The sequence below is a fragment of the Faunimonas sp. B44 genome (genome assembly GCF_052655945.1).
Genome location: NZ_JBQYEX010000003.1, coordinates 119,756 through 142,002, shown reverse-complemented (window position 1 = coordinate 142,002; position 22,247 = coordinate 119,756). Strand labels below are relative to the sequence as shown.

Sequence of the window (22,247 nt, the reverse complement as noted above, 5' to 3'; positions counted from 1 at the left end):
CGCCATGCTGCCCGTCGAAGACGCCATCCCGGAACTGCTGCAGGCGCTGGAAGAGGGCCGGTCGGCCGTGCTGGTGGCGCCGCCAGGCGCAGGCAAGACGACGCTGGTGCCGCTCCGGTTGCTCGACGCGGCCTGGATCGGCGGCGGCCGCGTCATCGTGGTCGAGCCGCGCCGGCTCGCCGCCCGCGCAGCGGCCCGCCGCATGGCGGAAATGCGCGGCGAGGAGGTCGGCGACACCATCGGCTATCGCGTCCGCAACGAGACCCGCGTCTCCACCGGCACCCGTATCGAGCTCGTCACCGGTGGTGTCTTCGTCCGGATGATCCTTGACGACCCGGGGCTGTCGGGGGTTGCGGCCGTGCTCTTCGACGAGGTGCACGAGCGCTCCCTCGACACCGATCTCGGCCTGGCGCTTGCGCTCGACGCGCAGTCGGCCCTCCGTGACGACCTCCGGCTGCTCGTGATGTCCGCCACGCTGGACGGCGCGCGCTTCGCCGCCCTCCTCGGCGGGGCGCCCGTGGTGGAAAGCGCCGGCCGGGCCTTTCCCGTCGAGACGATCCATCTCGGTGCCGATCCGGCGCTTCGCATCGAAGACCGGGTGGTGCGCGCGATCCGGAAGGGGCTCGCCGAGCGGCCCGGCAGCATCCTCGCCTTTCTGCCCGGGCAGAGCGAGATCGCCCGCGCGGCGGAACGCCTGTCGGACCTGCCCGCCGACGTGATGCTCGCGCCGCTCTACGGCGCCCTCGACCCGCGCGCGCAGGACGCAGCCGTCCGCCCGGCCCCCGCGGGCCGGCGCAAGGTCGTGCTCGCCACGTCCATCGCCGAGACTTCGCTCACCATCGACGGCGTCACGGTCGTCGTCGATTCCGGCTTCGCGCGCCGGCCGCGCTACGATCCGGGTTCCGGGCTGACGCGGCTGGAGACGGTGCGCGTCTCGCGCGCCTCGGCCGACCAGCGGCGCGGGCGCGCCGGGCGCACGGCCCCCGGCACCTGCTACCGCCTGTGGGACGAGCCGCAAACCGCCTCGCTGGCGCCCTTCGACCGGCCGGAGATCCTGGAGACGGACCTCGCAGCGCTTGCGCTCGCGCTTCTGGCCTGGGGCGTCGACGACCCGATGCGCCTCGCCTGGCTCGACCCGCCGCCCGCAGCGGCATTCGCGGAGGCGATGGCGACGCTCGGCCGGCTCGGAGCGCGCGATCCCGCGGGCGGGCTGTCGCGGCACGGGCGGCGGCTCGCGGACCTGCCGCTACCGCCGCGTCTGGCGCACATGGTGCTCGAAGGCGGGCGCCGCGGCGAGGCCGAACTCGCCGCCGACATCGCCGCCATCCTGGCCGAGCCGGGCATTGCCGGCCGCGACACGGATCTCGCGCTGCGGATCGACCGGTTCAGGCGGGCGGGCAGCGGAGCGGCACGTGCTGCGCGCCAGGCGGCACAACGCTGGGCGAAGCTCGCCGGCGGCCGACGTGCCGGTGAGGGACCCGGTGCGGGCGGGCTTCTCGCGCTCGCCTTCCCGGAGCGGATCGCGCAGGCGCGTGGCGCGCGCGGTCGCTACCGGATGGCGGGCGGCGCCGGCGCGAAGCTCGACGAGGCCGATCCGCTCTGCGATGCCCCGTTCCTCGCGGTGGCCGAGGTCCAGGGCGGCGGGCCCGACGCCCGTATCCTTCTCGCAGTCGCGATCGAGCGCGGAACGATCGAGGCGCTCTTTGCCGACCGGATCGTTGATGAGGACCGGGTCGAGTACGACAGATCGGCCGATCTCCTGCGCGCGACCCGCGTGAAGCGCCTCGACGCGCTCGTCCTGTCGGAACGGCCGGCTGAGCCGGCGGGCAACGAGCGGAACGCGCGCATCCTGGCCGAGGCCGCCCTCGATCGCGGGCTGGACGCATTGCCCTGGCCGGCCGAGTTGAACCGGATGCGCGAGCGGCTCGCCTTTCTGCGCGCGAGGCAGGGCGCCGGCTGGCCGGATCTCTCCGATGACGCCTTGCGGGCCAGCGCCGAGGACTGGCTGGTGCCTGCCCTCCGTGGCAAGCGGCGTCTCTCCGAGCTGTCGGGGACCGGTCTGCGGGAGGCGCTCGCCGGGCTTCTTCCGTGGCAGAGGATGGCGGAGCTCGACCGCCTCGCCCCTGCCTCCTTCACGGCACCGTCGGGCAATGCGGCGGCGATCGATTATTCCTCGGGCGAGCCGGTGGCGCGGCTTCCCGTGCAGAACCTGTTCGGGATCGCCGTCCATCCTACGGTGCTCGGCGGCGCCGTCCCCATCGTGTTCGAGCTGCTGTCGCCGGCGCGCCGGCCGATCCAGGTCACGCGTGACCTGCCCGCCTTCTGGCGAGGATCGTGGCGTGACGTGCGCGCCGACATGCGGGGGCGCTATCCGAAGCACGCCTGGCCCGACAATCCCGCCGAGGCTGCGCCCGTCTCGGGCGCGAGGCGCTCGGGGCGACCAGCATGAAGCTGATTCCCTACCGCGCGGCGACCGCCGCCCTCCGCCAGCGCCGACCCGTCAGCGACACGCCGAAGCGATTGGGCGTGCGCGCGAAGGCGGCGAGGCCGAGCAAAGCGGGACTGTCGCGGGTGATCACGGCGGTCGCCATGCCCGCCACGAGCTTCTCGTGCGGCGCTTTCGCTTCGAACGCCTTGCGGAAGCCGCCGCGATTGAGGAAGGGCAGGAGGCGTGGCGCGATTCCGCCACCGAGATAAACGCCGCCGCGCGCCATGAAGATCAGCGCGAGGTCGCCGGCCGTGCGCCCGAGCAGCCGGCAATAGAGCTCCATCGTCCGTTCCGCGCAGGGGTCGGTCCCGGCGAGCGCTGCGTCGGTGATCATTGCCGGGCTGTGCAATTGCGGCATGGACCCCGCCACCGTCGCCACCGCGCGGTAGAGCCGCACGATGCCGCGCCCGGCGAGCAGCGATTCGGCGGAGATGCGTCCGTGCTCGGGCTCGATCACCCGCCAGATCGGGAACTCGTCCGGCTCGATCGGACCGAAGGAGACGTGCCCGCCTTCGCCGGGCACCGGCACCCAGATCCGCGCAGCATGCACCAGCCCGCCGACGCCGAGCCCGGTGCCGGGGCCGACGACCACCTTCGTGCAGAAGCTCTCGACCTCGCCGCGGCCGACATGGGTGACGTCCGCCGGCCTCAGCTCCGGCAGCGCGAGCGCGAGCGCCTCGAAATCGTTGAGGAGAACGACGTCGCCGATGCCGACCTTCTCCATGATGTCGGCCGGCCGGACGATCCAGTCCGCATTGGTGAGGTCGACCGCGTTCCCGCTCACCGGCCCCGCAACGGCGATGACGGCGGATCGCGGCATGATGCTCGTGTGGGCGAGAACCGTCTCCTCGATCGCCGTCTCGATGTCCGGGTAATCGGCGGTGCCGACGGACGGGAAGCTGCGCAGTTCGGCGTTGGCGTCGCTGAGGAGCGCGAACCGGACGTTCGTCCCGCCGATGTCGCCGACGAGCACCGGAAATGCGAGCGGCTCGATCGCGGCTTGCAGCAACGACATTACGGGCTTCCCTTCACGGCACGGGCTATAGCAGATATCGCGTCCGAGCGGGGCGTCAAAGGCCGGCGAACCCGATGAGCCTCGCGCCGCGCGTGCGGAACGCCCGCCGGCCGCACCTCACGGCCGCAGGAGAGGAGCAGCGCATGCGTGTCAACCCGACCAGCGCGGCGGCACCGACTGCCGCATCGGCACCCGGCTCGTGAACCGCTCGCTCCACCGCCGTGCCTGCCTCGCCTTCCTTGCCGGCGGCCTGGCCGGCGGCGTCGCCGGTTGCGCCGGCCCCGCCGCCCTGCTGGAGGCGCGCCAGCTTCCCGCCGACGAAGGAGCGGCCGCCCGGCTCGTCGCGGCGTTCCGGGCGAAAAGCGGCCTCGGGCCGGTGACGTCCGACCCGCTGTTGCGGACAGCCGCGGAACGGCAGGCTCTGGCGATGGCACGCGCGGACACGCTCAGTCACACGGTCGCCGGCCGGCTGCCGGGGCGGGTCGAGGCTGCAGGCTACGACTGGGGCATCCTCGTGGAGAATCTCGGTGCCGGCTATCGCACCATCGAGGAAGCGGTGGCGGGCTGGAAGGCTTCGCCCGAGCACCGGCGGAATCTCCTGCGCGACGGCGTGACCCAGTTCGGCATCGGCCTCGCTCATGCGCCCGCGTCGCAGTACCGCTACTACTGGGCGCTGATCCTTGCCATGCCGCGGCCGCCGCGGGGGCCGGGCGGGCCGTTCGCGACCTGAGCCGGCGCGGCCTTCGCGGGGCCGTGCGGGCGCCAAGCCGCCCGGCCGCGGCCAAGCAGGGTCCTTCGCTCCCAGAACGCGCCTTTCCGTATTGACGGTCGACCGTCTTGCCGGCTTCATCACTCGCCCTGCACCGCCGCCGGCGGGGCGGGGCGTGCCTTGTGTCAAGGAGCATTGATGGGGGCCCCGTCGAGCGACCTCTTCAGAGCCGCCTGCGCAGCCATGGCTCAGGCCCATGCGCCCTATTCCCGTTTTCCGGTCGGGGCGGCGATCCGGACGGCCTCCGGCGCCATCCATTCGGGGTGCAATGTCGAGAACGCGGCCTATCCCGAAGGGTGGTGCGCGGAAACGACCGCGATCGGACACATGATCATGGCGGGCGAAAGGCAGATCGAGGAGGTCGCGGTGGTCGCCGAGAAGATGGATCGGATCACGCCCTGCGGCGGCTGCCGCCAGCGTCTTGCCGAGTTCGGCACGGCGGACACCCGGGTCCATCTCTGCGATCCCGGCGGCGTGGTGGAGACCGTCCGGCTGGGAGACCTCCTGCCGCTCTCCTTTTCGAGCAGCCGCGGATGAGCGCGCTCATCAACGCGGCCTTGGTGGAGGCGCGCTCGCGGCACGTCCCAAGGCTCGCGATCGTTCTCGGCTCCGGCCTCGGCGGCGCCATGGACCTGAATGACCGCGTGGAAATCCCCTATGGCGACCTCGCCGGGTTTCCGGAGCCCGGGGTCTCCGGCCATGCGGGCACGCTCGCGCTCGGCACGGTCGCGGGTGTCCCGGTCGCTCTCCTGTCCGGCCGCTCGCACTATTACGAAACCGGCCGCGCCGACGGCATGCGCGTGGCCCTTGAGACGCTGAAGGCGCTCGGCGCCGAGGCGCTGGTCCTCACCAATGCCGCCGGCAGCGTCCGGGCGGACATGCCGTCCGGTTCGGTCATGCTGATCACCGACCACATCAACCTGACGGCTGCCAACCCGCTGCTGGGGGAGACGGGCGACGACCGCTTCGTCGGGATGACGCGGGCCTACGACGCGGAACTCTGCGGGCGGGCACGCAACGCTGCGGAATCGCTCGACCTCGCGCTCGCCGAAGGCGTCTACATGTGGTTCTCGGGCCCCGCTTTCGAGACGCCGGCCGAGATCCGGGCCGCCCGCGTCCTCGGCGCCGATGCGGTCGGCATGTCGACCGTGCCTGAGGTGATCCTCGCCCGCTTCCTCGGCTTGCGGGTCATCGCCTTTTCGGTGATCACGAATCTCGCCGCCGGCATGACCGGCGCGGAACTCTCCCACGAAGAGACAAGGGATCGGGCGCCCGAAGGGGGAGAAAGGCTCGCCCGCCTCCTGACGCGCCTGCTGGAGGATTGGGGATGAAGACGGCCGAGCGGCAGGCCAATGCAAGACGCGCGCTGGCCTGCCTCGACCTCACCGACCTCTCCGAAGCCTGCACGACGGGCGACGTCGATCGCCTGTGCGAGCGTGCCGTGACGCCGCACGGGCCGGTCGCGGCCGTGTGCGTGTGGCCGCGCTTCGTCGCCCGGGCGAAGCAGCGTCTGGACGGCGCACCGGTCTCGGTTTCCGCGGTGGTGAACTTCCCCGAAGGCCGTGACGACGTGGACGCGGCCGTCGGGGAGGCGGCTGCCGTCGTGGAGGCCGGCGCCGACGAGATCGACATGGTGATGGCGTGGCGGCTGGTCGGTTCGGAGCCGCAGAAGGCCGAGGCCCAGATCGTGCGCGTCGGCGAAGCGATCGGGCCCGACGTCATCCTCAAGGTCATCCTGGAGACGGGGGAACTGAAGGAGGAGCGGCTCATCAGGCGCGCCGCCGAGATCGCCGCCCGCGCCGGCGCCGATTTTATCAAGACCTCGACCGGCACGGTGCCGGTGAACGCCACCCCGGAAGCTGCCAGGGTCATGATGGCGGTCATCGCCGAATATGCCGGCGACCTCGGCTTCAAGGCCGCGGGCGGGATGCGGACGGTCGAGGAGGCCGCCGTCTACCTGCAGCTCGCCGACGAGATCCTCGGGCCGGACTGGGCAACTCCGGACCGCTTCCGATTCGGCGCGTCGGCGCTCCTCGACGCGCTCCTGGCGGCGCTCGCCGAGGTCCGGACGGATGCCGCGGACGGATGCTGACTCCGTGAGCTTCCTGCCGCAGGAGGTGATCCGCAGGAAGCGGGACGGCGGCCGGCTCTCCGACGGGGAGATCCGCTCGTTCGTGGCCGGGATCGCCGACGGCTCGATCGGGGAGGGCCAGGTCGCCGCCTTCGCCATGGCCGTCTTCTTCCGCGACCTCGACATGGCCGAGCGCGTCGCGCTCACCGGGGCGATGCGGGATTCCGGCTCGATCCTCGATTGGTCGCATCTCGACCGGCCGATCCTGGACAAGCATTCCACCGGCGGCGTCGGCGACAATGTCTCGCTGATGCTGGCTCCTCTCGTCGCGGCCTGCGGCGGGGCGGTCCCGATGATCGCCGGCCGCGGCCTGGGCCATACCGGCGGGACGCTCGACAAGCTCGATTCCATTCCCGGGTACCGGAGCCAACCCAGCCTGGAGGTGTTTCGCCGGGCGGTCGCCGAGGTCGGCTGCGCGATCGTCGGCCAGACCGCGGATCTCGCGCCGGCGGACGGCCGTCTCTACGGCATCCGCGACGTGACGGCGACGGTGGAGTCGATTGCGCTCATCACCGCCTCGATCCTGTCGAAGAAACTCGCGGCCGGGCTCGACGCGCTCGTGCTCGACGTGAAATCCGGCTCCGGCGCGTTCATGGAGGAGGAGGCAGACGCCCGCAGACTGGCCGAGAGCCTCGTCACGGTGGCAAACGGGGCCGGGCTGCGGACGAGCGCCCTCCTCACCGACATGCACGAGCCGCTCGCATCCGCGGCCGGGAACGCCCTCGAGGTGTTGAATGCCATCCGGTTCCTGACGGGCACGGCGCGGGACCCGCGACTCGAGCAGGTCGTCCTGGCGCTCGCTGCCGAGATGCTGGTGCTCGGCGGCCTGTCCGAAGACCAGGGGCGGGCCGAGCAGGCAGCGAAGGCAGCGCTCGATGACGGCCGCGCAGCCGAGACCTTTGCGCGAATGGCGGCGGCGCTCGGCGGTCCGCGCGACCTCGTGAGCCGCCCGGAGCGTCACCTGGCCGCGGCGCCGGTGCAGCGCGCCGTGCTCCCCGATGCGGCCGGCGAGATCGCGGCGATCGACACCCGTGCGGTGGGGCTCGCGGTCGTGGCGCTCGGCGGCGGACGCCTGCGCGCGGAGGACCGCATCGACCACGCCGTGGGCCTTTCCGGCCTCGCGGGCCTCGGGGATGACGTCGGGCCGGAACGGCCGCTCTGCATCGTGCATTCCCGCGACGAGGCATCCGCGGAGCGGGCGGCGCGGACGCTGCGCGTCGCCTATGCGATCGGCGAGCCAGGGGAGCGCCGGCCCGTCATCCTCGGCCGGCTCGGCGCGGAAGGGAACTGAGGTGGCGCGTGCCTTCCTCCTCGTGATGGATTCCGTCGGAATCGGCGGCGCGCCCGACGCGGCCGAGTTCGGCGACGAGGGCGCGGACACGCTGGGGCACATCGCCGAAGCCTGCGCCGCGGGCGGAGCCGACGTCCCCGGCCTGCGTGCGGGGCCGCTCGCGATCCCGACGATGAACCGGCTGGGCATCGGCCGAGCGGCGGAAGCGTCTACCGGCCGGCATCCCGCGGGTCTCCCGCGCGTGGAGGCGCCGGAGGCGATCTGGGCCCATGCCCGCGAGGTCTCGCGCGGCAAGGACACCCAGTCCGGCCATTGGGAGCTCGCGGGGCTGCCGGTGCCGTTCACATGGGGCTACTTTCCCGACGAAGTGCCCGCCCTGCCGGAGGCCCTGACGCGTGCGCTGATCACGGAAGCCGGCCTGCCCGGCATTCTCGGCGACAAGCACGCTTCCGGGACGGCGATCCTCGATGAACTCGGCGCCGAGCACGTCCGGACCGGAAAGCCGATCTGCTACACCTCGGTGGATTCGGTCCTGCAGATCGCTGCGCACGAGGAGACCTTCGGACTTGAACGGCTCTATGCGGTCTGCCGCATCGCGCGCCGGCTCTGCGATCCGCTGCGGATCGGGCGGGTCATCGCCCGGCCCTTCACCGGCGACGAGGCCTCCGGATTCCGGCGCACGGGCAACCGCCGCGACCTGGCGATCCCGCCGCCTGCGCCGACGCTCCTCGACGAGGCGGTCTCGGCCGGCAGGTCCGTCTTCGCGGTCGGCAAGATCGCCGACATCTTCTGCAACCGGGGTGTCTCCCGCATTCTCAAGGCGACTGACAATGCGGCGCAGTTCGATGCCACGCTCGCCGCCGCCGAGGCGGCGAGGGACGGCGACCTGGTCGTGACCAACTTCATCGACTTCGACCAGCTCTACGGGCACCGGCGCGACGTCGCGGGGTATGCCGCCTGCCTGGAGGACTTCGACCGGCGGCTCCCAGAGCTCATCTGGCGCCTCCGGACGGGCGACCTGATCGTTCTGACGGCCGATCACGGCAATGACCCGACCTTCCGCGGCACCGACCACACACGTGAGAACATCCCCGTGCTCGCGTTCGGCCCCGGCATCGAAGGCAAGGCCGCGGGTGCGCGCAGCACCTATGCGGACGTTGCGGCGACGATCGCCGCCCATCTCGGCCTGCCGCCGATGCGGCGCGGTGCGAGCTTGATGTGACCGGCCGGGCGGGTAATCTCTGCGACGTGCAGACAGTTCAGCGTTTCCGCGCACCCGCGGACGGTCACCTGACGATCGGGATGAACGACGCCTGGGAGCGCGACGGCTTTCTCGTGATCGAGGACTTCGTCCGGCCGGCGGAGCTCGCCGCCGTTCGCGACCGCATTGATCGTCTCGTCGAGAGCTTCGACCCCGCGCGGGTCCGGTCCGCGTTCCCGAGCGGCGGCGGCAGCCTCGCAAGGGACGAGTATTTCCGGGATTCTGGCGACAAGATCCGGTTTTTTCTCGAGCCGGAGGCCTTTGACGAGCGGGGTGGGCTCAAGGTGCCCAAGCGGCGTGCGCTGAACACGATCGGACACGCCTTGCATGATCTCGACCCGACATTCGACCGATTCTTCCGGAATGCGCGGCTGGCTGCCCTGACGGAGGACCTGGGGATCCGCGATCCCGGGCTGGTGCAGTCCATGGTGGTCTTCAAGCAGCCGCACATCGGCGGAGAGGTCGGCCTGCACCAGGACGCGAGCTTCCTTCACACCGAGCCGGAGTCGGTCGTTGGGTTCTGGTTCGCGCTCGACGACGCGGACCGGGAGAACGGGTGCCTATTCGTCCTGCCCGGCGAGCACCGCAACGGCCTCCGCGAGCGGTTCCATTATGATGGCGAGGATCTCGTCATGAGCCGGCTCTTCGATGTCGACTGGGACGAGCGGCAGCCCGTTCCGCTCGAAGTGGGTGCCGGGACGCTGGTGGTGCTGAACGGACTCCTTCCGCATGGATCGGCTCCCAATCGAAGCCGCCGGCCGCGCGAGGCGGTTGTCCTCCACGTCGTGGATCGCGCCGCTCGCTGGCCTGCCGACAACTGGCTGAAGAGAAGCCCGGCCATGCCGCTACGCGGCTTCGCCGACCCCGCGGCCGAGGTCGCGTGAGCGAAGGGGAGCCGCCACTTTCGACCGCGAGCATGGGGGGAGGGCGCCTGAACGTCCTCGTGCTCGGCCTCGCGCGCACCGGCACCACCGTCATCTCGGAGACGATCGCGCGCGCAATCGGGGCGGATCGATATGTGTCGGAACCCCGCACCATCGAGACATTCCAGGACCGCCGGCTGCTGAAGGCGAAGCGGGCGGTGGTCAAGGTCCTCTTCGAGCACTGGAGCGACCGGCCAAATTTGCGGCGCGGCGTGGTCGCCGACGAATGCGCCGTGAAGTTCGACCGCCGCATCTTCGTCGTCCGCGATCCCCGCGACGAACTGATCAGCCGGCTGCACTTCTTCATCCTCAGCCATATCGACAATGCCGGTTACGATCCGGGCGTCTGCGACCGCTGGCTGGACCTCTTGAGGCGAAAGGAAGAGGCGCCCGGGAGCGTGTCCGTTCTCGATCTCGTGCGGGCGCGCGAGGCGATCTTTGGAAAGGGCGCGATCGCCCATGTCGGCAAGAACCGGGCGCTCGGCCGGTTCATTGCCGGCACCGCCCACTCGAATTACGTGCTGCGCTACGAGGATTTCATCGCGGGGGACCGCGCGGAACTCGGCGCCTATCTGGGCTGCGGGCCGATCGAACTCGCCGACGAGACCCGCTTCGCGCATCGCAAGCGCACGGGCGCGGCAGAGAACTGGAAGCGGTACTTCACGGCGGAGGACGTCAAGCATTTCCGGCCGCGCTACGGACCGGTCATGGAGCCGCTCGGCTACCACGACTGGGCGCTGGAGCCTGTGGACCGGCTCGATCCGGCGGTCGGCTCCGGCTATGTCGAAGAACTCGTCACGCTGGCGCGGGCCCGGAAGCGCCGCCGCTGGCCGTTCTCGTGGCGTCCCTTCGGCCGCGGCCGGTACGCGCCGTGAGCGGCGCGGCCGAACCGGGGACAGGTTGCGACGGACGACTGGCGGGGCCGCGGGCATCGGCGCACTAATGCCGGCCTACTCGAGGAGGCGATGATGGTGGAGGGTTTCCCGGGGGTGACGGTCGTCGACCATCCCCTCGTCCAGCACAAGCTGACGATCATGCGCGACGCGGAAACGTCCACGAGGGGTTTCCGCCAGCTCCTGCGCGAGATCGCGGCGCTCATCTGCTACGAGGCGACGCGCGACCTGCCGCTCGAAACCGTGGAGATCCGCACGCCGCTGACGACGATGCAGGCGCCCAAGATCGCCGGCAAGAAGCTCGTCTTCGCGTCGATCCTTCGCGCCGGCAACGGACTTCTTGAAGGCATGCTCGATCTCGTCCCCTCTGCGCGGGTCGCCCATGTCGGCATATACCGCGACCCCGAGACGCTGCAGGCGGTGGAATACTACTTCAAGGCTCCGGACGACCTGTCGGAGCGGACCGTCATCGCCGTCGACCCGATGCTCGCGACGGCCAATTCGGCGGTGGCAGCGGTGGAGCGGCTGAAGAGCAGGGGCGCGCGGGACCTCCGGTTCGTCTGCCTGCTGGCCGCGCCGGAAGGGATCAGGCATTTCCGGTCCGTGCACCCCGATGTGCCGGTCTTCACGGCGGCGATCGATAGCCATCTGAACGATCACGGCTACATCGTGCCCGGCCTCGGCGACGCCGGCGACCGGATGTACGGGACCAAGTAGCCTCCGCTCCGCGATCGCGGTCCGCCGATCCCGGGTGCCGCGATCGCCGCGCAAGCGCATGCGTTCCGGCCCCGTCAATCATTCCTTTCCGTTCGCCCGTCATGATCGGCCGCAAGGCTCCGCAATGCGTCCGCTCGTCATCACATCGATCCTGATCGCGCTCGTCGCCGCCTCGGCCCCGAGCGTCATCGAGCGGTTCCTGCCGGGCCGGACGCTCGACGGTACCGCCCGTCCGACTGCCGTCCCCGGCGGGATCGCTCGGACCGCGCCGGCAGAAGCGGACACGGCACGGCGGGTGACGGTCCGGGCGGAGCCCGACGGCCACTTCTACATCGACGGGCACATCAACTTCCGCCCGGTGCGGCTGATGGTCGACACCGGCGCGAGCGTGATCGCGCTCCGCGAATCGGATGCGGCCGCTGTCGGCCTGCGGATGCGCCGATCGGACTTCCGCCAGCCGGTGCAGACGGCCAACGGCACGACCAATGCGGCCGAGGCGATCCTGAACGAGGTCGCTGTCCGCGACATCGCGATCGGGAACGTCCGTGCCCTCGTGATCCCGGACGACAGGCTGGCCGTCAGCCTTCTCGGCGCGAGCTTCCTGAACCGGCTCCGTCGCTTCGAGGTGGCGAACGGGGTGCTGGTGTTCGAGAACTGATCGGGCTTATCGTCGGCCCTTAGGCCAGCGCCTCGCCGGCATAGCGCGCGCCTTGGGGTCGAGAGGCGTTCCGCCTCGGTACGCCTGCCGGGAAGGGCGCCGGCCACGGCGCAGGACGGAGCATCGGATCGCCGTGCGGACGTGTGTTGGCATCGCCGGACAGGGACTGATCGCGGTCGGGCTCGCGGTCACGCTCGGCCTCGCCATGGACTCGGCCGCAGCCGTCGATCGCCGCTCCGATCCGCTTGCGCAGGCCGACATACCGCGCGACGAGCCGCCGAGCCTTCCGTCGAACGCCGGCGAGCTTCCCCGAACGGCACCACCGGCGATCCAGCGGATCGGCGGGAGAAGCGGAACGGAGCCGGTCCGCGTCGGCATCATCGGTCGGAGCCCGATCGCGCCGTTCCTGGAGCGCCTCGCCCCCTTCAGGGACGGGCTGGCGCGCGCGCTCGGCAGGCCGGTCGAGATTCAGCCCTTCGCGACCTATGCCGCTCTCGTCGATGCGCAGGTCTCGAACCGCGTCCAGCTCGGGCTCCATTCCTCGGCGAGTTTCGCAGTGGCCGAAGCGGCCTGCGCCTGCCTGGAGCCTCTGGTCGCCCCGGCGGCGGAGGACGGCACGCTCGCCTTCCACGGTATTCTGGTGGCGAGGCGGGACGCGGCGAAGGACGGGCTGGATGGCCTGAGGGGCGGCCATCTCGTCGCCGGCGGCCCGGATTCGATCGGGGCGAGCCGGCTTCCCTTGGCGGCGCTCGCGGCGGAGGGGATCGACCCGTCCTTCTTTGGCAGGATCGAGAGCGTGCACTCGCCGGTGGAGGCGATGCGGATGGTCCTGGACGGCCGGGCGGATGCCGCGCTGGGCTGGAGCACCATGACGGGCGACGCGGCGGCGGGCTACTCGCGCGGCAGCCTGGCCCTCCTGGCGCGGCTCCAGGAGGGCGCCGCGGGCGAACTGGCAGTCCTGTGGCGCTCACCGCCCCTGACGCACGGCCCGGTCGCTGCGTCAACTTCGCTTCCGGAGGCCGACAGGCAATCAGCCCGCGGCTATTTCCTCGATCTCGCGGCAGCGGATCCGGAAACCTACGGCCGGATCGAGCCCTTCTACCCGGGCGGGTACCGTGCGGTCGGGCCGGACGACTACCGCAGCGCGGCGCTGCTCGCCGGAGGCGACGGCGGCAAGACCGGCATCCCGGCTCAGTAGCAGATCTTGCTCGCGCTGTTGTTCGTGCAGAGCTGGACCTTCGAGGAGAGGCGCGGGACGAAGAACAGCTTGCTGTCGAGCTGGATCGGTCCGGTGATCACATGGCCGACGGCGGGACGGTAGGGATAGTAGGCTTCGGTCATGATGACCTGGCTGCTCGGCGTGCGCAGCTTCGCGTCGATCGCGGCGGTCATGTTGGCGCCTTGCGAATAGGCTGCACGCTTGCCCTTGGCGCGGCTCCACGCGACGGTGGCGTTGCCCTTGTCGTCGATGTTCACCGCGGTCAGCACCATGTCGGCGCTGCCGGCGGCGTATGGGTAGAGGACGCCTCCTGCGATGTCGAAGATGCTGTCGACATCCGAATAGGTGAGCGACTTCCACCGTGCGACGAGATCGCCGACGGTCGAGGCGAGGTTGTTGACCTTTCGGTCCATGGTGAGCGCCTGCGTGACCTCGACGCCGCCGATCCAGAGCACGATCAGCATCGGGAGAATGAGCGCGAACTCGACCGCCGCCATGCCGTCCTCGCGGCGGCGGAACAGGCGGAGCGGCGCGCGAAGGCGCCGTGCGAGGGAGCGTCGGACGGCTCTCGGTGCGGCGGCGCGGTCCATCTCAGGACACTCCGGCGGTCTTGGCGTAGGGCTCGTTCTTGAACGCCGCCGTCGTTCCGATGAGGCGCTTGCCGCTCGCCATGTTCTTCAGCGACAGCCCGCCGAAGATGGAGGTTGTGGGCATCTGGTAATAGGCGCGGACGACAACGATCTCGTTCGGAGCGCCGAAGCTGTACTGGCCCTCGTCGGCAAACTTGTCGTCCTTGTCGACCGGCTTGTCGAGCTTCATGTCGGAGAAGTTCGTGTAGGAGCGGACGTCGAGGTAGAAGTTCGGACCGTCACAGTCGACGAAGACCGACATGCGCCGGCACACTTCGTCCTTGAAATCTTGCTTGGAAAAGCCGGATGACTGCACCTGGCCTGTGCGGATCAGGCGTGCCGCGTCGGCGACGGCATTGTCCATCACCTGCTCGGCGATGAAGATGAGAGCCGTCTGCGCGATGACGAACATCAGGAACAGGAAGACGGGTGCCAGGATGGCGAACTCGACCGCCGCAGAGCCGCTCTGGCTCTCCCGCGTGCGCCGGGCGATCGTCCGCAGCGCGGATATCCGCCGTGCCCACCGCCGCATCCTCGACACCTTCAGCATTCGTTCCACCGCTCGGGAACGCAATGTAAGCTCGTCCGGGCGCGCCCGGATCGTTAAACTTTGCGTTTGTTTAATAGAAGATGTGCGGACGATCCCCGGTCATCGCGCGCCCGAGAATTCCTGCCTGCTCTGGATCTGCGCACGCGCGTTGTCGAACGCTTCCTTCTCGTCGCCGACCGAGATCACCTGCTCGCATTGCGGGGCGCAGGAGAAGCTGTGCCGCTTGCTGCCGTAGAACACCGTCGTCAGCTGCCGCGTGTCGGACGAGACCCGCACGAGCGCATTGGCCATCTCCTCGCCCTTGGCGTCGAGGATGATGAGATTGGTCGTCCCGGCCGCCTTGCCCGTGAGGACGACGGTCGTGTCGTCGCCAACGGTCGCATCCGCGATCCCGGGATTGCCGATCACGAGCGTCCCGGCCGGCCGGTCGAGCTTCAGGATCTTGGCGAAATCGATCGTGACGTCGATCACGTCCGCGGCGAGCGCGGCCGGACTCGTCAGAATTGCCGCAGCAACGGCCAGGGCGAACTTGCTCCGCCTGGCGACCAAAGTCCGGGTGATTCCCATTGCGAAACTCCTTCTCTTGTCCCGGAATCTGCCAGATGTCGGTGAAGAAAGTGCAAATGCACCCGCCGCCGCGCCAGGACCCCCGACGCACGGGGCCGCGGCCGGGACCGCTTCTCGACACTTGAGTGGCAGCACACACGCAAGCAAGGGCTAAACCCAACCCTAATAGTTAATCGACCGTTAAGACTATCTTGCTGCCGAATACCCTGTTGACTTCTCCGGAGGGATACCTAAGACATTCCAGCAACGGGTTGATATAGATCAAATTGATTTTGTTTTTACCATTCCAAGCCTTTCCGTTCGGACATTGCCCCGCCGCCGTGCGATTAACCTGACTGCAAGCAATGGCTGCTACTAATCAAGTCAAGTTTCGGCGGGGACAAACCCCCGAGGCGGGTCCAAAGCGGCCAGGTGGGTAACAGGAGCAGAGATTATGAAGAAGCTTGTGACGCGTTTCGCGAAGGATGAATCGGGCGCGACCGCCATCGAGTACGGCCTCATCGCGGCGCTCATCTCGGTGGTTCTCATCACCGTCCTGACGGCGCTCGGAACGACGCTGGACGCGAAGTTCGACGAGATCAAGACCGCTCTCGAGTAGGCGGTACCGGCTCATAGCCGACTGCCCGCGTGATCGGGCACGCGAAACGGGGGGCACTGCCCTCCGTTTTTCGTTGGACCCGGATCCAGATCGGCTTCGGCTTTCGGGAGCGTTGGTATGACGGTTTCGGACGCGGCGCTCGTGACGGCGAGCCTGCTCTTTCCCGGCGCGATGATCTACGCGGGGATCATGGACCTCGTGACCATGAAGATCCGCAACGGGCTCGTCCTCTTCGTCGCGGCGGCGTACTTCGTGCTGGCGCCGCTCGCGGGCTTCGGTGCGGCGGAGATCGGGCTGAGCGCGATCCTCGGGCTGGCGGTGTTCGTCGTCACTTTCGTCCTGTTCGCGCTCGGCTGGATCGGAGGCGGCGACGCCAAGCTCGCCGCCGCGACGGCGCTCTGGTTCGGGCCGGAGCATGCGCTGACCTTCTTCACCTACATGGCGCTGCTCGGCGGCCTCCTCACTCTGGCGATCATTCAGCTCAGGGCCTGGCCGCTGCCGTCGCCGCTCAGCCGCATCGGGTGGCTCTCGCACCTTCATGCGCCGAAGACCGGGATTCCCTACGGAGCTGCAATGGCGCCCGCGGCGCTCATCGTATTCCCGAATACGGATTGGATGAACGCCATCCTTTGAGAGTAAGGCGGAAGTCCGCCGATCCGAAGGCTCGGAATCGGCAAGATTCCGGTCCTGTTAACCATCCCTTGATGTTTCAAAGCGAGACTGAATGGGAGCCATAGCCCTGTCGGGCGAACTCCAACCGAGGCCTTCGACATGTTTCGCGTGATCGTTCTTGCCGTCGCGCTGATTGCAGGCGGCATTGCCGCCTACCTGGCCCTCAATCTGGGCTCGGGCGAGCCGGGCCAGACGGTCGTTGAGCTCGCCCCGCAGATCACGACCCAGGAAGTCCTCGTCGCCACCCGGGACATCGGCCAGGGCCAGGCGCTCTCGGAAGAGAACCTCCGGTGGCAGCGCTGGCCGGAGGAGGCGGTGAACGCCGCCTTCATCAGCAGGACGGCACGCCCCGACGCAATCGAGACGGTCAAGGGGTCGGTCGTCCGCAGCCAGTTCGTCGCCGGCGAGCCGATTCGCGAGAGCAAGCTCGCGCGGCCGGAATCCGGCTTCATGTCGGCGATCCTGCCGGAGGGCAAGCGCGCCGTCGCCGTCCGCGTGTCCGCGCAGAACACCGCCGGCGGCTTCATCCTGCCGAACGACAGGGTCGACGTCATCCAGACGGTGACGCAGCCCGGCAGCCAGGACGGCCAGAACGAGACCGTCAGCCGCACCATCCTCACCAACATGCGCGTGCTGGCGATCGATCAGACCGTAGAGGAGAGCGGCGGCGAGCCGGTGGTGGTCGGCAAGACCGCCACGCTCGAGGTCGATCCGGTCCAGGCCGAGATCATCACGGCCGCGGAAGCCTCCGGCACACTCTCGCTCTCGCTGCGAGCGATGGCCGACACCGACGAGGCGTCGGCATCCAACCAGCGGCAGAGCGGGACCGTGAAGATCTACCGGTCCGGCCGCGGCCAGATCGTGAAGACGCAGTGAGTTCTTGCCGGCGCCCCGTCGCTGAGGAGCATTCCATGATCGCGCTTGCCCCCATCCGCACAGCCCTCAGAGCGGCAGCCTTCGTTGCCCTGGGCCTGCTCGCGACCGCACCGGCGGCCGCACAGTCCGGTTCCCAGGATTACCTGCAGCTCACGTCGAACGACGTTGTGCACAGCCGCAGCATCCGGCTCGGGATCAACAAGTCGGCGGTCATCGAGCTGCCGCGGCCGGCCGGCGACGTGCTCGTCTCCAATCCGGCGATTGCCGACGCGGTGCTGCGCACGTCGCGCCGGCTCTACCTGATCGGCGTGAAGCTCGGCCAGGCCAACATCTTCCTCTTCGACAGCGCGGGCGCGCAGATCGCGAGCTTCGACGTCTATGTGGAAGCCGATCTGAGCGGCCTCAACCGGCTGCTCTCGGAGGCGATCACCGACGGCTGGGTCAAGGCGGAGGCGATGAACGGCAACATCGTCCTGCGCGGCGAGGTCGCTTCGGCCGCCTCGTCCGGGCGCGCCCAGGAGATCACCGTCGGCATGCTCCAGGGCCAGTCGCTCGGCACGTCAGAGGAGGGTGGCACGGTCGAGAAGCGGGTCGTGAACCTCCTCACCATCACCGGCGTCGAGCAGGTCAGCCTGAAGGTCACCATCGCGGAAGTGCGGCGCGAGGTCGTCAAGCAACTCGGCATCGACACGCAGGCGTTCCTGCGCCGCGGCAACATCGCCTTCGGACTGCTGAACTCTCAGACCAGCTCATTCGCGACCAACCCGAACGTCGGAGCAGCGGGGCTCAGCTGGACGAACGGGTCGAACTCGATCGACGCAACGCTGCGCGCGCTCGAGGAGACGCAGCTCATCCGGACGCTGGCCGAGCCCACGCTGACCGCGGTTTCGGGCGAGACTGCCGAATTCCTCGCCGGCGGCGAGTTCCCGGTCCGGGTCTGCACGGACAACGACAACAACACGCGGACCTGCTCGATCGAGTACAAGCAGTTCGGGCCGCAGCTGGCGTTCACCCCGGTGGTGCTCTCGGCCGGCCGCATCAGCATCAAGGTGCGAGCCGAAGTCAGCGAGATCACCTCGATCATCGACACGATCCCGGTTCTGAGCGCGCGTCGCGCCGAGACGACCGTGGAGCTTCCCTCGGGCGGGTCCTTCGTGATCGGCGGTTTGATCCAGGAATCGACGCGCCGCACCGTGAGCGGGCTCCCCGTCCTCCAGAAGATCCCGGTGCTGGGCGCGCTGTTCTCGTCGAAGGACTTCCAGAAGGACGAAACCGAGCTCGTGATGATCGTCACGCCTTACCTGGTCAAGCCGACGACGCCCTCCAAGCTCGCCCGGCCGAATGACGGGCTGGTGATGGCGAACGACGCCGAGGCGATCTTCCTCGGCCAGGTCAACAAGATTTACGGCTCGGCCAGGAACCAGCGGCCGGACGCTTATCGTGGCCAAGTCGGCTTCGCCTTCGACTGAAGCGCGGGTCGGGAGACAGATGATGCTGAATGCGATCTCGAGCATGCAACCGCGCCGCAGGCGATCCGCGGCTCCCGGACTGGCGCTCGCCGCGGCCCTCGCGGCCGGCCTGGCCGGCTGCAACACCGCCGCCGACCAGCGGATGGCCTATTTCGACAACGACTACCGGGTCCGCCACCCGATCGTCATCTCCGAGGAGCCCGAGACGCTCGACCTCCCGATCGGCATGCGCGGCGGCGCCCTGTCCGCCGAGCTCGTCCAGGCGATCCACAATTACGCGGCCGAGTACCGCCACACGGGAACGGGCGCCATCACGATCCAGGTGCCGACCGGCTCGGCGAACGAGATCGCGGCATCCCAGGCCGGCAGCGCGGTCCACCATGCGCTGGTGCGGGGCGGGGTCTCGCCGGCCCTGATCCAGGTCGCGCCGTACCGCTTCGGCGACCGCGGGACCATGGCGCCGGTACGCCTTTCCTATCTCAGGGTGATGGCGACGACGCCGCGCTGCGGGGTCTGGCCGCGCGACGTCTCGCCGAGCTTCGCCGATCGCGACCACTACAATTTCGGTTGCGCGGCGCAGCAGAACCTCGCGGCAATGGTCGCCAACCCGGCCGACCTCGTCCGCCCGCGGACCGAGGAGCCGGCGAGCGGCGCCCGCCGCGCCAAGGTTATCACGGACTACCAGCAGGGCCAGGAAACGAGATCGAGCTCGACCCTCCTCGATACCAACCTCGTGAGACAGTAAGCCGATGGCCAGCAATCTCGCTTACGACATCGACCACGACCTCGGCCGCGACGAGGCCCAGCCGCACGGGCTCGACGCCCGGCCGGTGCCCCGCATCACGATCCAGGCGTTCTGCGACACCCCTGAGGTCGCGGGCGCCATCGAGATGGCGTCGAACGACCGCCGCATGGCCCGGGCCCACGTCAAGGTCCATACCGGCGGGATCTCGGCGGCCAACGAGTTCTATCGCACCGCCCCGACGCCGAACCTGGTCGTCGTCGAGAGCCGCTTCCCTGCCGACCGCCTGATCGGCGAGCTCGATTCGCTCGCGGAGGTCTGCGACGCCGGCACGAAGGTAATGGTGATCGGCCATTCCAACGACGTGACGCTCTACCGCGAGCTCCTGAAGCGCGGCGTGAGCGAGTATCTCGTCGCGCCCGTCGACGTGATGACGGTCATCGCCTCCATCTCCGGCATCTACCGCGACACCAGCACGGACAAGCTCGGCCAGTCGTACGCCTTCGTCGGATCCAAGGGGGGCGTCGGCTCCTCCACCATCGCGCACAACGTCGCCTGGACCATGGCGCGGGTGTTCGGCTCCGACGTGATCCTGGCTGACCTCGACCTCGCCTTCGGTACGGCCGGCCTCGACTTCAACCTCGACCCCACCCAGGGCATCGCCGAAGCGGTCTTCGACCGCGACCGGCTCGACGAGGTGCTGCTCGACCGGCTGCTCGCGAAATGCGAGGACCATCTCAGCCTGCTCGCCGCGCCGGCCGCGCTCGACAAGTCGTACGATTTCGACGAGACGGCGTTCGAGCCGATGCTGGAGATCGTGCAGGCGAACGTGCCCTCCGTCGTGCTCGACGTGCCGCATGTCTGGACCGCATGGGCGAAGCGCACGCTGATCTCCGCCGACGAGGTGGTGATCACCGCCGTGCCGGACCTCGCCAACCTGCGCAACACCAAGAGCCTGATCGACCTCCTGCGCCAGGCGAGGCCGAACGACGCGCCGCCCAAGCTCATCCTGAACCAGGTGGGCGTGCCGAAGCGCCCCGAGATCAAGCCGGACGATTTCGCCGCCGCCCTGCAGCTCGAGCCGATCGCCTGCATTCCATTCGATCCGCTCCTGTTCGGCACGGCCGCCAACAACGGCCAGATGATCGCCGAAGCGTCGGCCAAGACGACCATCTCGGACATCTTCTCCGACATCGCCCAGGTCATGACCGGGCGGAAGGACGTCAAGCGCAGCCGCAAGGGGGCGATGAGCCTGGCTCCCCTGCTCGAGAAGCTGCGGTCGAAGAACAAGCAGAAGGCCACGGGGCGTAGGACAGGGTAAGCAGGAAAAGGCGCGACAATGTTCGGAAAGCGCAGTGCACAGGACAACGTGCTGGAGCGGCCGCGTCCGGCCGCCGTGAAGCCGGCGCAGCCGGCCGCCCGGCAGGCTCCTGCGGCTGCCCCGGCAGCTTCACCGTCGCCGGCGCAGGCGCGCTCGTCGCAGGGGCGGCGGAAGACCGAGGAATACTACGACCTCAAGACGCAGATCTTCGGGGCGCTGATCGATACCATCGACCTCTCGCAGCTGTCCAAGATGGAGATGGACCAGGCGCGCGAGGAGATCCGCGACATCGTCAACGACATCATCACCGTTAAGAACGTGGTGATGTCGATCGCGGAGCAGGAGGAGCTTCTCGAGGACATCTGCAACGACGTCCTCGGCTATGGCCCGCTGGAGCCGCTGCTCGCGCGCGACGACATCGCCGACATCATGGTCAATGGCGCTGGCCAGGTCTTCATCGAGGTGAGCGGCAAGGTCCAGGAGACCGACGTCCGCTTCCGCGACAACGCGCAGCTCCTCAACATCTGCCAGCGCATCGTGAGCCAGGTCGGCCGGCGCGTCGACGAGGCGAGCCCGATCTGCGACGCGCGCCTGCCCGACGGCTCGCGCGTCAACGTGATCGCCCCGCCGCTCTCGATCGACGGCCCGTCCCTCACCATCCGGAAGTTCAAGAAGGACAAGCTCACGCTCGACCAGCTGGTCCATTTCGGCTCGATCACGCCTGAAGGCGCGCAGATCCTCCAGATCATCGGGCGCGTCCGCTGCAACGTGCTCGTCTCGGGAGGCACCGGCTCGGGCAAGACGACGCTGCTCAACTGCCTCACGCGCTACATCGACCACGACGAGCGCATCATCACCTGCGAGGACGCCGCAGAGCTTCAGCTCCAGCAGCCGCACGTGGTCCGCCTCGAGACGCGCCCGCCCAACATCGAGGGCGAGGGCGAGATCACCATGCGCGACCTCGTCAAGAACTGCCTGCGCATGCGCCCCGAGCGCATCATCGTGGGCGAGGTGCGCGGGCCGGAGGCGTTCGACCTGCTCCAGGCGATGAACACCGGCCACGACGGATCGATGGGCACGCTCCACGCCAACTCGCCGCGCGAGGCGCTCTCCCGCATCGAGTCGATGATCACGATGGGCGGCTACGCGCTGCCCTCGAAGACGATCCGCGAGATGATGACCTCCTCGATCGACGTGATCGTGCAGGCCGCTCGTCTGCGCGACGGCTCGCGCCGGATCACGCACATCACCGAAGTGCTCGGCATGGAGGGCGACGTGGTGATCACGCAGGACCTCTTCGTCTACGACATGGTCGGCGAGGACGCGAACGGCAAGATCATCGGCCGCCATCGCTCGACCGGCATCGGTCGGCCCGCCTTCTGGGACCGGGCCCGGTACTACGGCGAGGAGCAGCGGCTCGCGGCCGCGCTCGACGCCGCCGAGGGCGAGAACCGGTGA

Annotated in this window: 23 protein-coding genes; 19 read left to right on the top strand and 4 right to left on the bottom strand. The window is 69.3% G+C overall.

What is annotated here, in order from left to right; genetic code table 11:
• Positions 1 to 4: 4 nt before the first annotated feature.
• Positions 5 to 2,449, top strand: coding sequence for an ATP-dependent helicase HrpB (gene hrpB / locus ACUN0C_RS06810; protein WP_445465581.1), 2,445 nt, complete (start codon positions 5 to 7; stop codon positions 2,447 to 2,449).
• 10 nt (positions 2,450 to 2,459) lie between these two features.
• On the opposite strand, the gene glk is transcribed toward hrpB, so the two are convergent.
• Complete coding sequence (glk, locus tag ACUN0C_RS06805; RefSeq protein WP_445465971.1) at positions 2,460 to 3,497, bottom strand: glucokinase; 1,038 nt, start codon at positions 3,495 to 3,497, stop codon at positions 2,460 to 2,462.
• A 205-nt stretch (positions 3,498 to 3,702) separates the two neighbouring features.
• Between glk and ACUN0C_RS06800 the strand changes: the two genes are divergently transcribed.
• From ACUN0C_RS06800 to ACUN0C_RS06750, 11 genes are all read left to right on the top strand, one after another.
• Positions 3,703 to 4,233, top strand: coding sequence for a CAP domain-containing protein (locus ACUN0C_RS06800; protein ID WP_445465580.1), 531 nt, complete (start codon positions 3,703 to 3,705; stop codon positions 4,231 to 4,233).
• A 177-nt stretch (positions 4,234 to 4,410) separates the two neighbouring features.
• Entirely contained in the window at positions 4,411 to 4,809 is a 399-nt protein-coding gene (gene cdd / locus ACUN0C_RS06795) for a cytidine deaminase (RefSeq protein WP_445465579.1), read from the top strand.
• Positions 4,806 to 5,603, top strand: coding sequence for a purine-nucleoside phosphorylase (locus ACUN0C_RS06790; RefSeq protein WP_445465578.1), 798 nt, complete (start codon positions 4,806 to 4,808; stop codon positions 5,601 to 5,603). Before cdd ends, ACUN0C_RS06790 begins: the two co-directional genes overlap by 4 nt.
• Entirely contained in the window at positions 5,600 to 6,364 is a 765-nt protein-coding gene (deoC, locus tag ACUN0C_RS06785) for a deoxyribose-phosphate aldolase (protein ID WP_445465577.1), read from the top strand. The genes ACUN0C_RS06790 and deoC overlap by 4 nt, the downstream gene beginning before the upstream one ends.
• A 4-nt stretch (positions 6,365 to 6,368) precedes the next feature.
• Entirely contained in the window at positions 6,369 to 7,694 is a 1,326-nt protein-coding gene (gene deoA / locus ACUN0C_RS06780) for a thymidine phosphorylase (protein WP_445465576.1), read from the top strand.
• Position 7,695: 1 nt separating this feature from the next.
• Positions 7,696 to 8,916, top strand: coding sequence for a phosphopentomutase (locus ACUN0C_RS06775; RefSeq protein ID WP_445465575.1), 1,221 nt, complete (start codon positions 7,696 to 7,698; stop codon positions 8,914 to 8,916).
• A gap of 80 nt (positions 8,917 to 8,996) precedes the next feature.
• On the top strand, positions 8,997 to 9,839 hold the full coding sequence (locus tag ACUN0C_RS06770; RefSeq protein ID WP_445465574.1) for a phytanoyl-CoA dioxygenase family protein: 843 nt from the start codon (positions 8,997 to 8,999) through the stop codon (positions 9,837 to 9,839).
• A 32-nt stretch (positions 9,840 to 9,871) separates the two neighbouring features.
• The gene (locus ACUN0C_RS06765; RefSeq protein ID WP_445465573.1) at positions 9,872 to 10,753 is read left to right on the top strand and encodes a hypothetical protein; all 882 of its coding nucleotides are present in this window, start codon (positions 9,872 to 9,874) and stop codon (positions 10,751 to 10,753) included.
• Positions 10,754 to 10,843: 90 nt separating this feature from the next.
• Positions 10,844 to 11,488 carry a uracil phosphoribosyltransferase gene (gene upp, locus ACUN0C_RS06760; RefSeq protein ID WP_445465572.1) on the top strand — a complete coding sequence of 215 codons (645 nt, stop codon included), beginning with the start codon at positions 10,844 to 10,846 and terminating at the stop codon, positions 11,486 to 11,488.
• 124 nt (positions 11,489 to 11,612) lie between these two features.
• Complete coding sequence (locus ACUN0C_RS06755) at positions 11,613 to 12,146, top strand: retropepsin-like aspartic protease family protein (RefSeq protein ID WP_445465571.1); 534 nt, start codon at positions 11,613 to 11,615, stop codon at positions 12,144 to 12,146.
• Between the two features lie 133 nt (positions 12,147 to 12,279).
• Complete coding sequence (locus ACUN0C_RS06750) at positions 12,280 to 13,344, top strand: phosphate/phosphite/phosphonate ABC transporter substrate-binding protein (protein WP_445465570.1); 1,065 nt, start codon at positions 12,280 to 12,282, stop codon at positions 13,342 to 13,344.
• Here the strand turns inward: ACUN0C_RS06750 and ACUN0C_RS06745 are convergent.
• The 3 genes from ACUN0C_RS06745 to ACUN0C_RS06735 all read right to left on the bottom strand — a co-directional run bounded on the left by ACUN0C_RS06745 (position 13,338) and on the right by ACUN0C_RS06735 (position 15,111).
• The gene (locus ACUN0C_RS06745; protein ID WP_445465569.1) at positions 13,338 to 13,955 is read right to left on the bottom strand and encodes a TadE/TadG family type IV pilus assembly protein; all 618 of its coding nucleotides are present in this window, start codon (positions 13,953 to 13,955) and stop codon (positions 13,338 to 13,340) included. The genes ACUN0C_RS06750 and ACUN0C_RS06745 overlap by 7 nt on opposite strands.
• Position 13,956: 1 nt before the next feature.
• The gene (locus ACUN0C_RS06740; protein WP_445465568.1) at positions 13,957 to 14,526 is read right to left on the bottom strand and encodes a TadE/TadG family type IV pilus assembly protein; all 570 of its coding nucleotides are present in this window, start codon (positions 14,524 to 14,526) and stop codon (positions 13,957 to 13,959) included.
• A gap of 117 nt (positions 14,527 to 14,643) precedes the next feature.
• Positions 14,644 to 15,111 carry a pilus assembly protein N-terminal domain-containing protein gene (locus ACUN0C_RS06735; protein WP_445465567.1) on the bottom strand — a complete coding sequence of 156 codons (468 nt, stop codon included), beginning with the start codon at positions 15,109 to 15,111 and terminating at the stop codon, positions 14,644 to 14,646.
• Between the two features lie 433 nt (positions 15,112 to 15,544).
• Here ACUN0C_RS06735 and ACUN0C_RS06730 point away from each other — a divergent pair, with 433 nt between their 5' ends.
• The 7 genes from ACUN0C_RS06730 to ACUN0C_RS06700 all read left to right on the top strand — a co-directional run bounded on the left by ACUN0C_RS06730 (position 15,545) and on the right by ACUN0C_RS06700 (position 22,247).
• Entirely contained in the window at positions 15,545 to 15,709 is a 165-nt protein-coding gene (locus tag ACUN0C_RS06730; RefSeq protein ID WP_445465566.1) for a Flp family type IVb pilin, read from the top strand.
• 117 nt (positions 15,710 to 15,826) lie between these two features.
• Positions 15,827 to 16,342: an A24 family peptidase gene (locus tag ACUN0C_RS06725; protein ID WP_445465565.1), complete on the top strand. Its 516-nt coding sequence runs from the start codon at positions 15,827 to 15,829 to the stop codon at positions 16,340 to 16,342.
• A 138-nt stretch (positions 16,343 to 16,480) separates the two neighbouring features.
• Entirely contained in the window at positions 16,481 to 17,257 is a 777-nt protein-coding gene (cpaB, locus tag ACUN0C_RS06720; protein WP_445465564.1) for a Flp pilus assembly protein CpaB, read from the top strand.
• Positions 17,258 to 17,292: 35 nt separating this feature from the next.
• The gene (locus ACUN0C_RS06715; RefSeq protein WP_445465563.1) at positions 17,293 to 18,726 is read left to right on the top strand and encodes a type II and III secretion system protein family protein; all 1,434 of its coding nucleotides are present in this window, start codon (positions 17,293 to 17,295) and stop codon (positions 18,724 to 18,726) included.
• Between the two features lie 22 nt (positions 18,727 to 18,748).
• Positions 18,749 to 19,471: a CpaD family pilus assembly protein gene (locus ACUN0C_RS06710; RefSeq protein ID WP_445465562.1), complete on the top strand. Its 723-nt coding sequence runs from the start codon at positions 18,749 to 18,751 to the stop codon at positions 19,469 to 19,471.
• 4 nt (positions 19,472 to 19,475) lie between these two features.
• Complete coding sequence (locus ACUN0C_RS06705) at positions 19,476 to 20,789, top strand: AAA family ATPase (RefSeq protein ID WP_445465561.1); 1,314 nt, start codon at positions 19,476 to 19,478, stop codon at positions 20,787 to 20,789.
• A gap of 18 nt (positions 20,790 to 20,807) precedes the next feature.
• Positions 20,808 to 22,247, top strand: coding sequence for a CpaF family protein (locus ACUN0C_RS06700; protein WP_445465560.1), 1,440 nt, complete (start codon positions 20,808 to 20,810; stop codon positions 22,245 to 22,247).

What these genes read in the sequence shown, in the direction of transcription:
- hrpB (WP_445465581.1), top strand. Translation starts at nt 5, where the DNA reads ATGCTGCCCGTCGAAGACGCCATCCCGGAACTGCTGCAGGCGCTGGAA.
- cdd (WP_445465579.1), top strand. Translation starts at nt 4,411, where the DNA reads ATGGGGGCCCCGTCGAGCGACCTCTTCAGAGCCGCCTGCGCAGCCATG.
- ACUN0C_RS06790 (WP_445465578.1), top strand. Translation starts at nt 4,806, where the DNA reads ATGAGCGCGCTCATCAACGCGGCCTTGGTGGAGGCGCGCTCGCGGCAC.
- deoC (WP_445465577.1), top strand. Translation starts at nt 5,600, where the DNA reads ATGAAGACGGCCGAGCGGCAGGCCAATGCAAGACGCGCGCTGGCCTGC.
- ACUN0C_RS06770 (WP_445465574.1), top strand. Translation starts at nt 8,997, where the DNA reads ATGAACGACGCCTGGGAGCGCGACGGCTTTCTCGTGATCGAGGACTTC.
- ACUN0C_RS06765 (WP_445465573.1), top strand. Translation starts at nt 9,872, where the DNA reads ATGGGGGGAGGGCGCCTGAACGTCCTCGTGCTCGGCCTCGCGCGCACC.
- upp (WP_445465572.1), top strand. Translation starts at nt 10,844, where the DNA reads ATGATGGTGGAGGGTTTCCCGGGGGTGACGGTCGTCGACCATCCCCTC.
- ACUN0C_RS06755 (WP_445465571.1), top strand. Translation starts at nt 11,613, where the DNA reads ATGCGTCCGCTCGTCATCACATCGATCCTGATCGCGCTCGTCGCCGCC.
- ACUN0C_RS06745 (WP_445465569.1), bottom strand. Translation starts at nt 13,955, where the DNA reads ATGGACCGCGCCGCCGCACCGAGAGCCGTCCGACGCTCCCTCGCACGG.
- ACUN0C_RS06740 (WP_445465568.1), bottom strand. Translation starts at nt 14,526, where the DNA reads ATGCGGCGGTGGGCACGGCGGATATCCGCGCTGCGGACGATCGCCCGG.
- ACUN0C_RS06735 (WP_445465567.1), bottom strand. Translation starts at nt 15,111, where the DNA reads ATGGGAATCACCCGGACTTTGGTCGCCAGGCGGAGCAAGTTCGCCCTG.
- ACUN0C_RS06730 (WP_445465566.1), top strand. Translation starts at nt 15,545, where the DNA reads ATGAAGAAGCTTGTGACGCGTTTCGCGAAGGATGAATCGGGCGCGACC.
- ACUN0C_RS06725 (WP_445465565.1), top strand. Translation starts at nt 15,827, where the DNA reads ATGACGGTTTCGGACGCGGCGCTCGTGACGGCGAGCCTGCTCTTTCCC.
- cpaB (WP_445465564.1), top strand. Translation starts at nt 16,481, where the DNA reads ATGTTTCGCGTGATCGTTCTTGCCGTCGCGCTGATTGCAGGCGGCATT.
- ACUN0C_RS06715 (WP_445465563.1), top strand. Translation starts at nt 17,293, where the DNA reads ATGATCGCGCTTGCCCCCATCCGCACAGCCCTCAGAGCGGCAGCCTTC.
- ACUN0C_RS06710 (WP_445465562.1), top strand. Translation starts at nt 18,749, where the DNA reads ATGCTGAATGCGATCTCGAGCATGCAACCGCGCCGCAGGCGATCCGCG.
- ACUN0C_RS06705 (WP_445465561.1), top strand. Translation starts at nt 19,476, where the DNA reads ATGGCCAGCAATCTCGCTTACGACATCGACCACGACCTCGGCCGCGAC.
- ACUN0C_RS06700 (WP_445465560.1), top strand. Translation starts at nt 20,808, where the DNA reads ATGTTCGGAAAGCGCAGTGCACAGGACAACGTGCTGGAGCGGCCGCGT.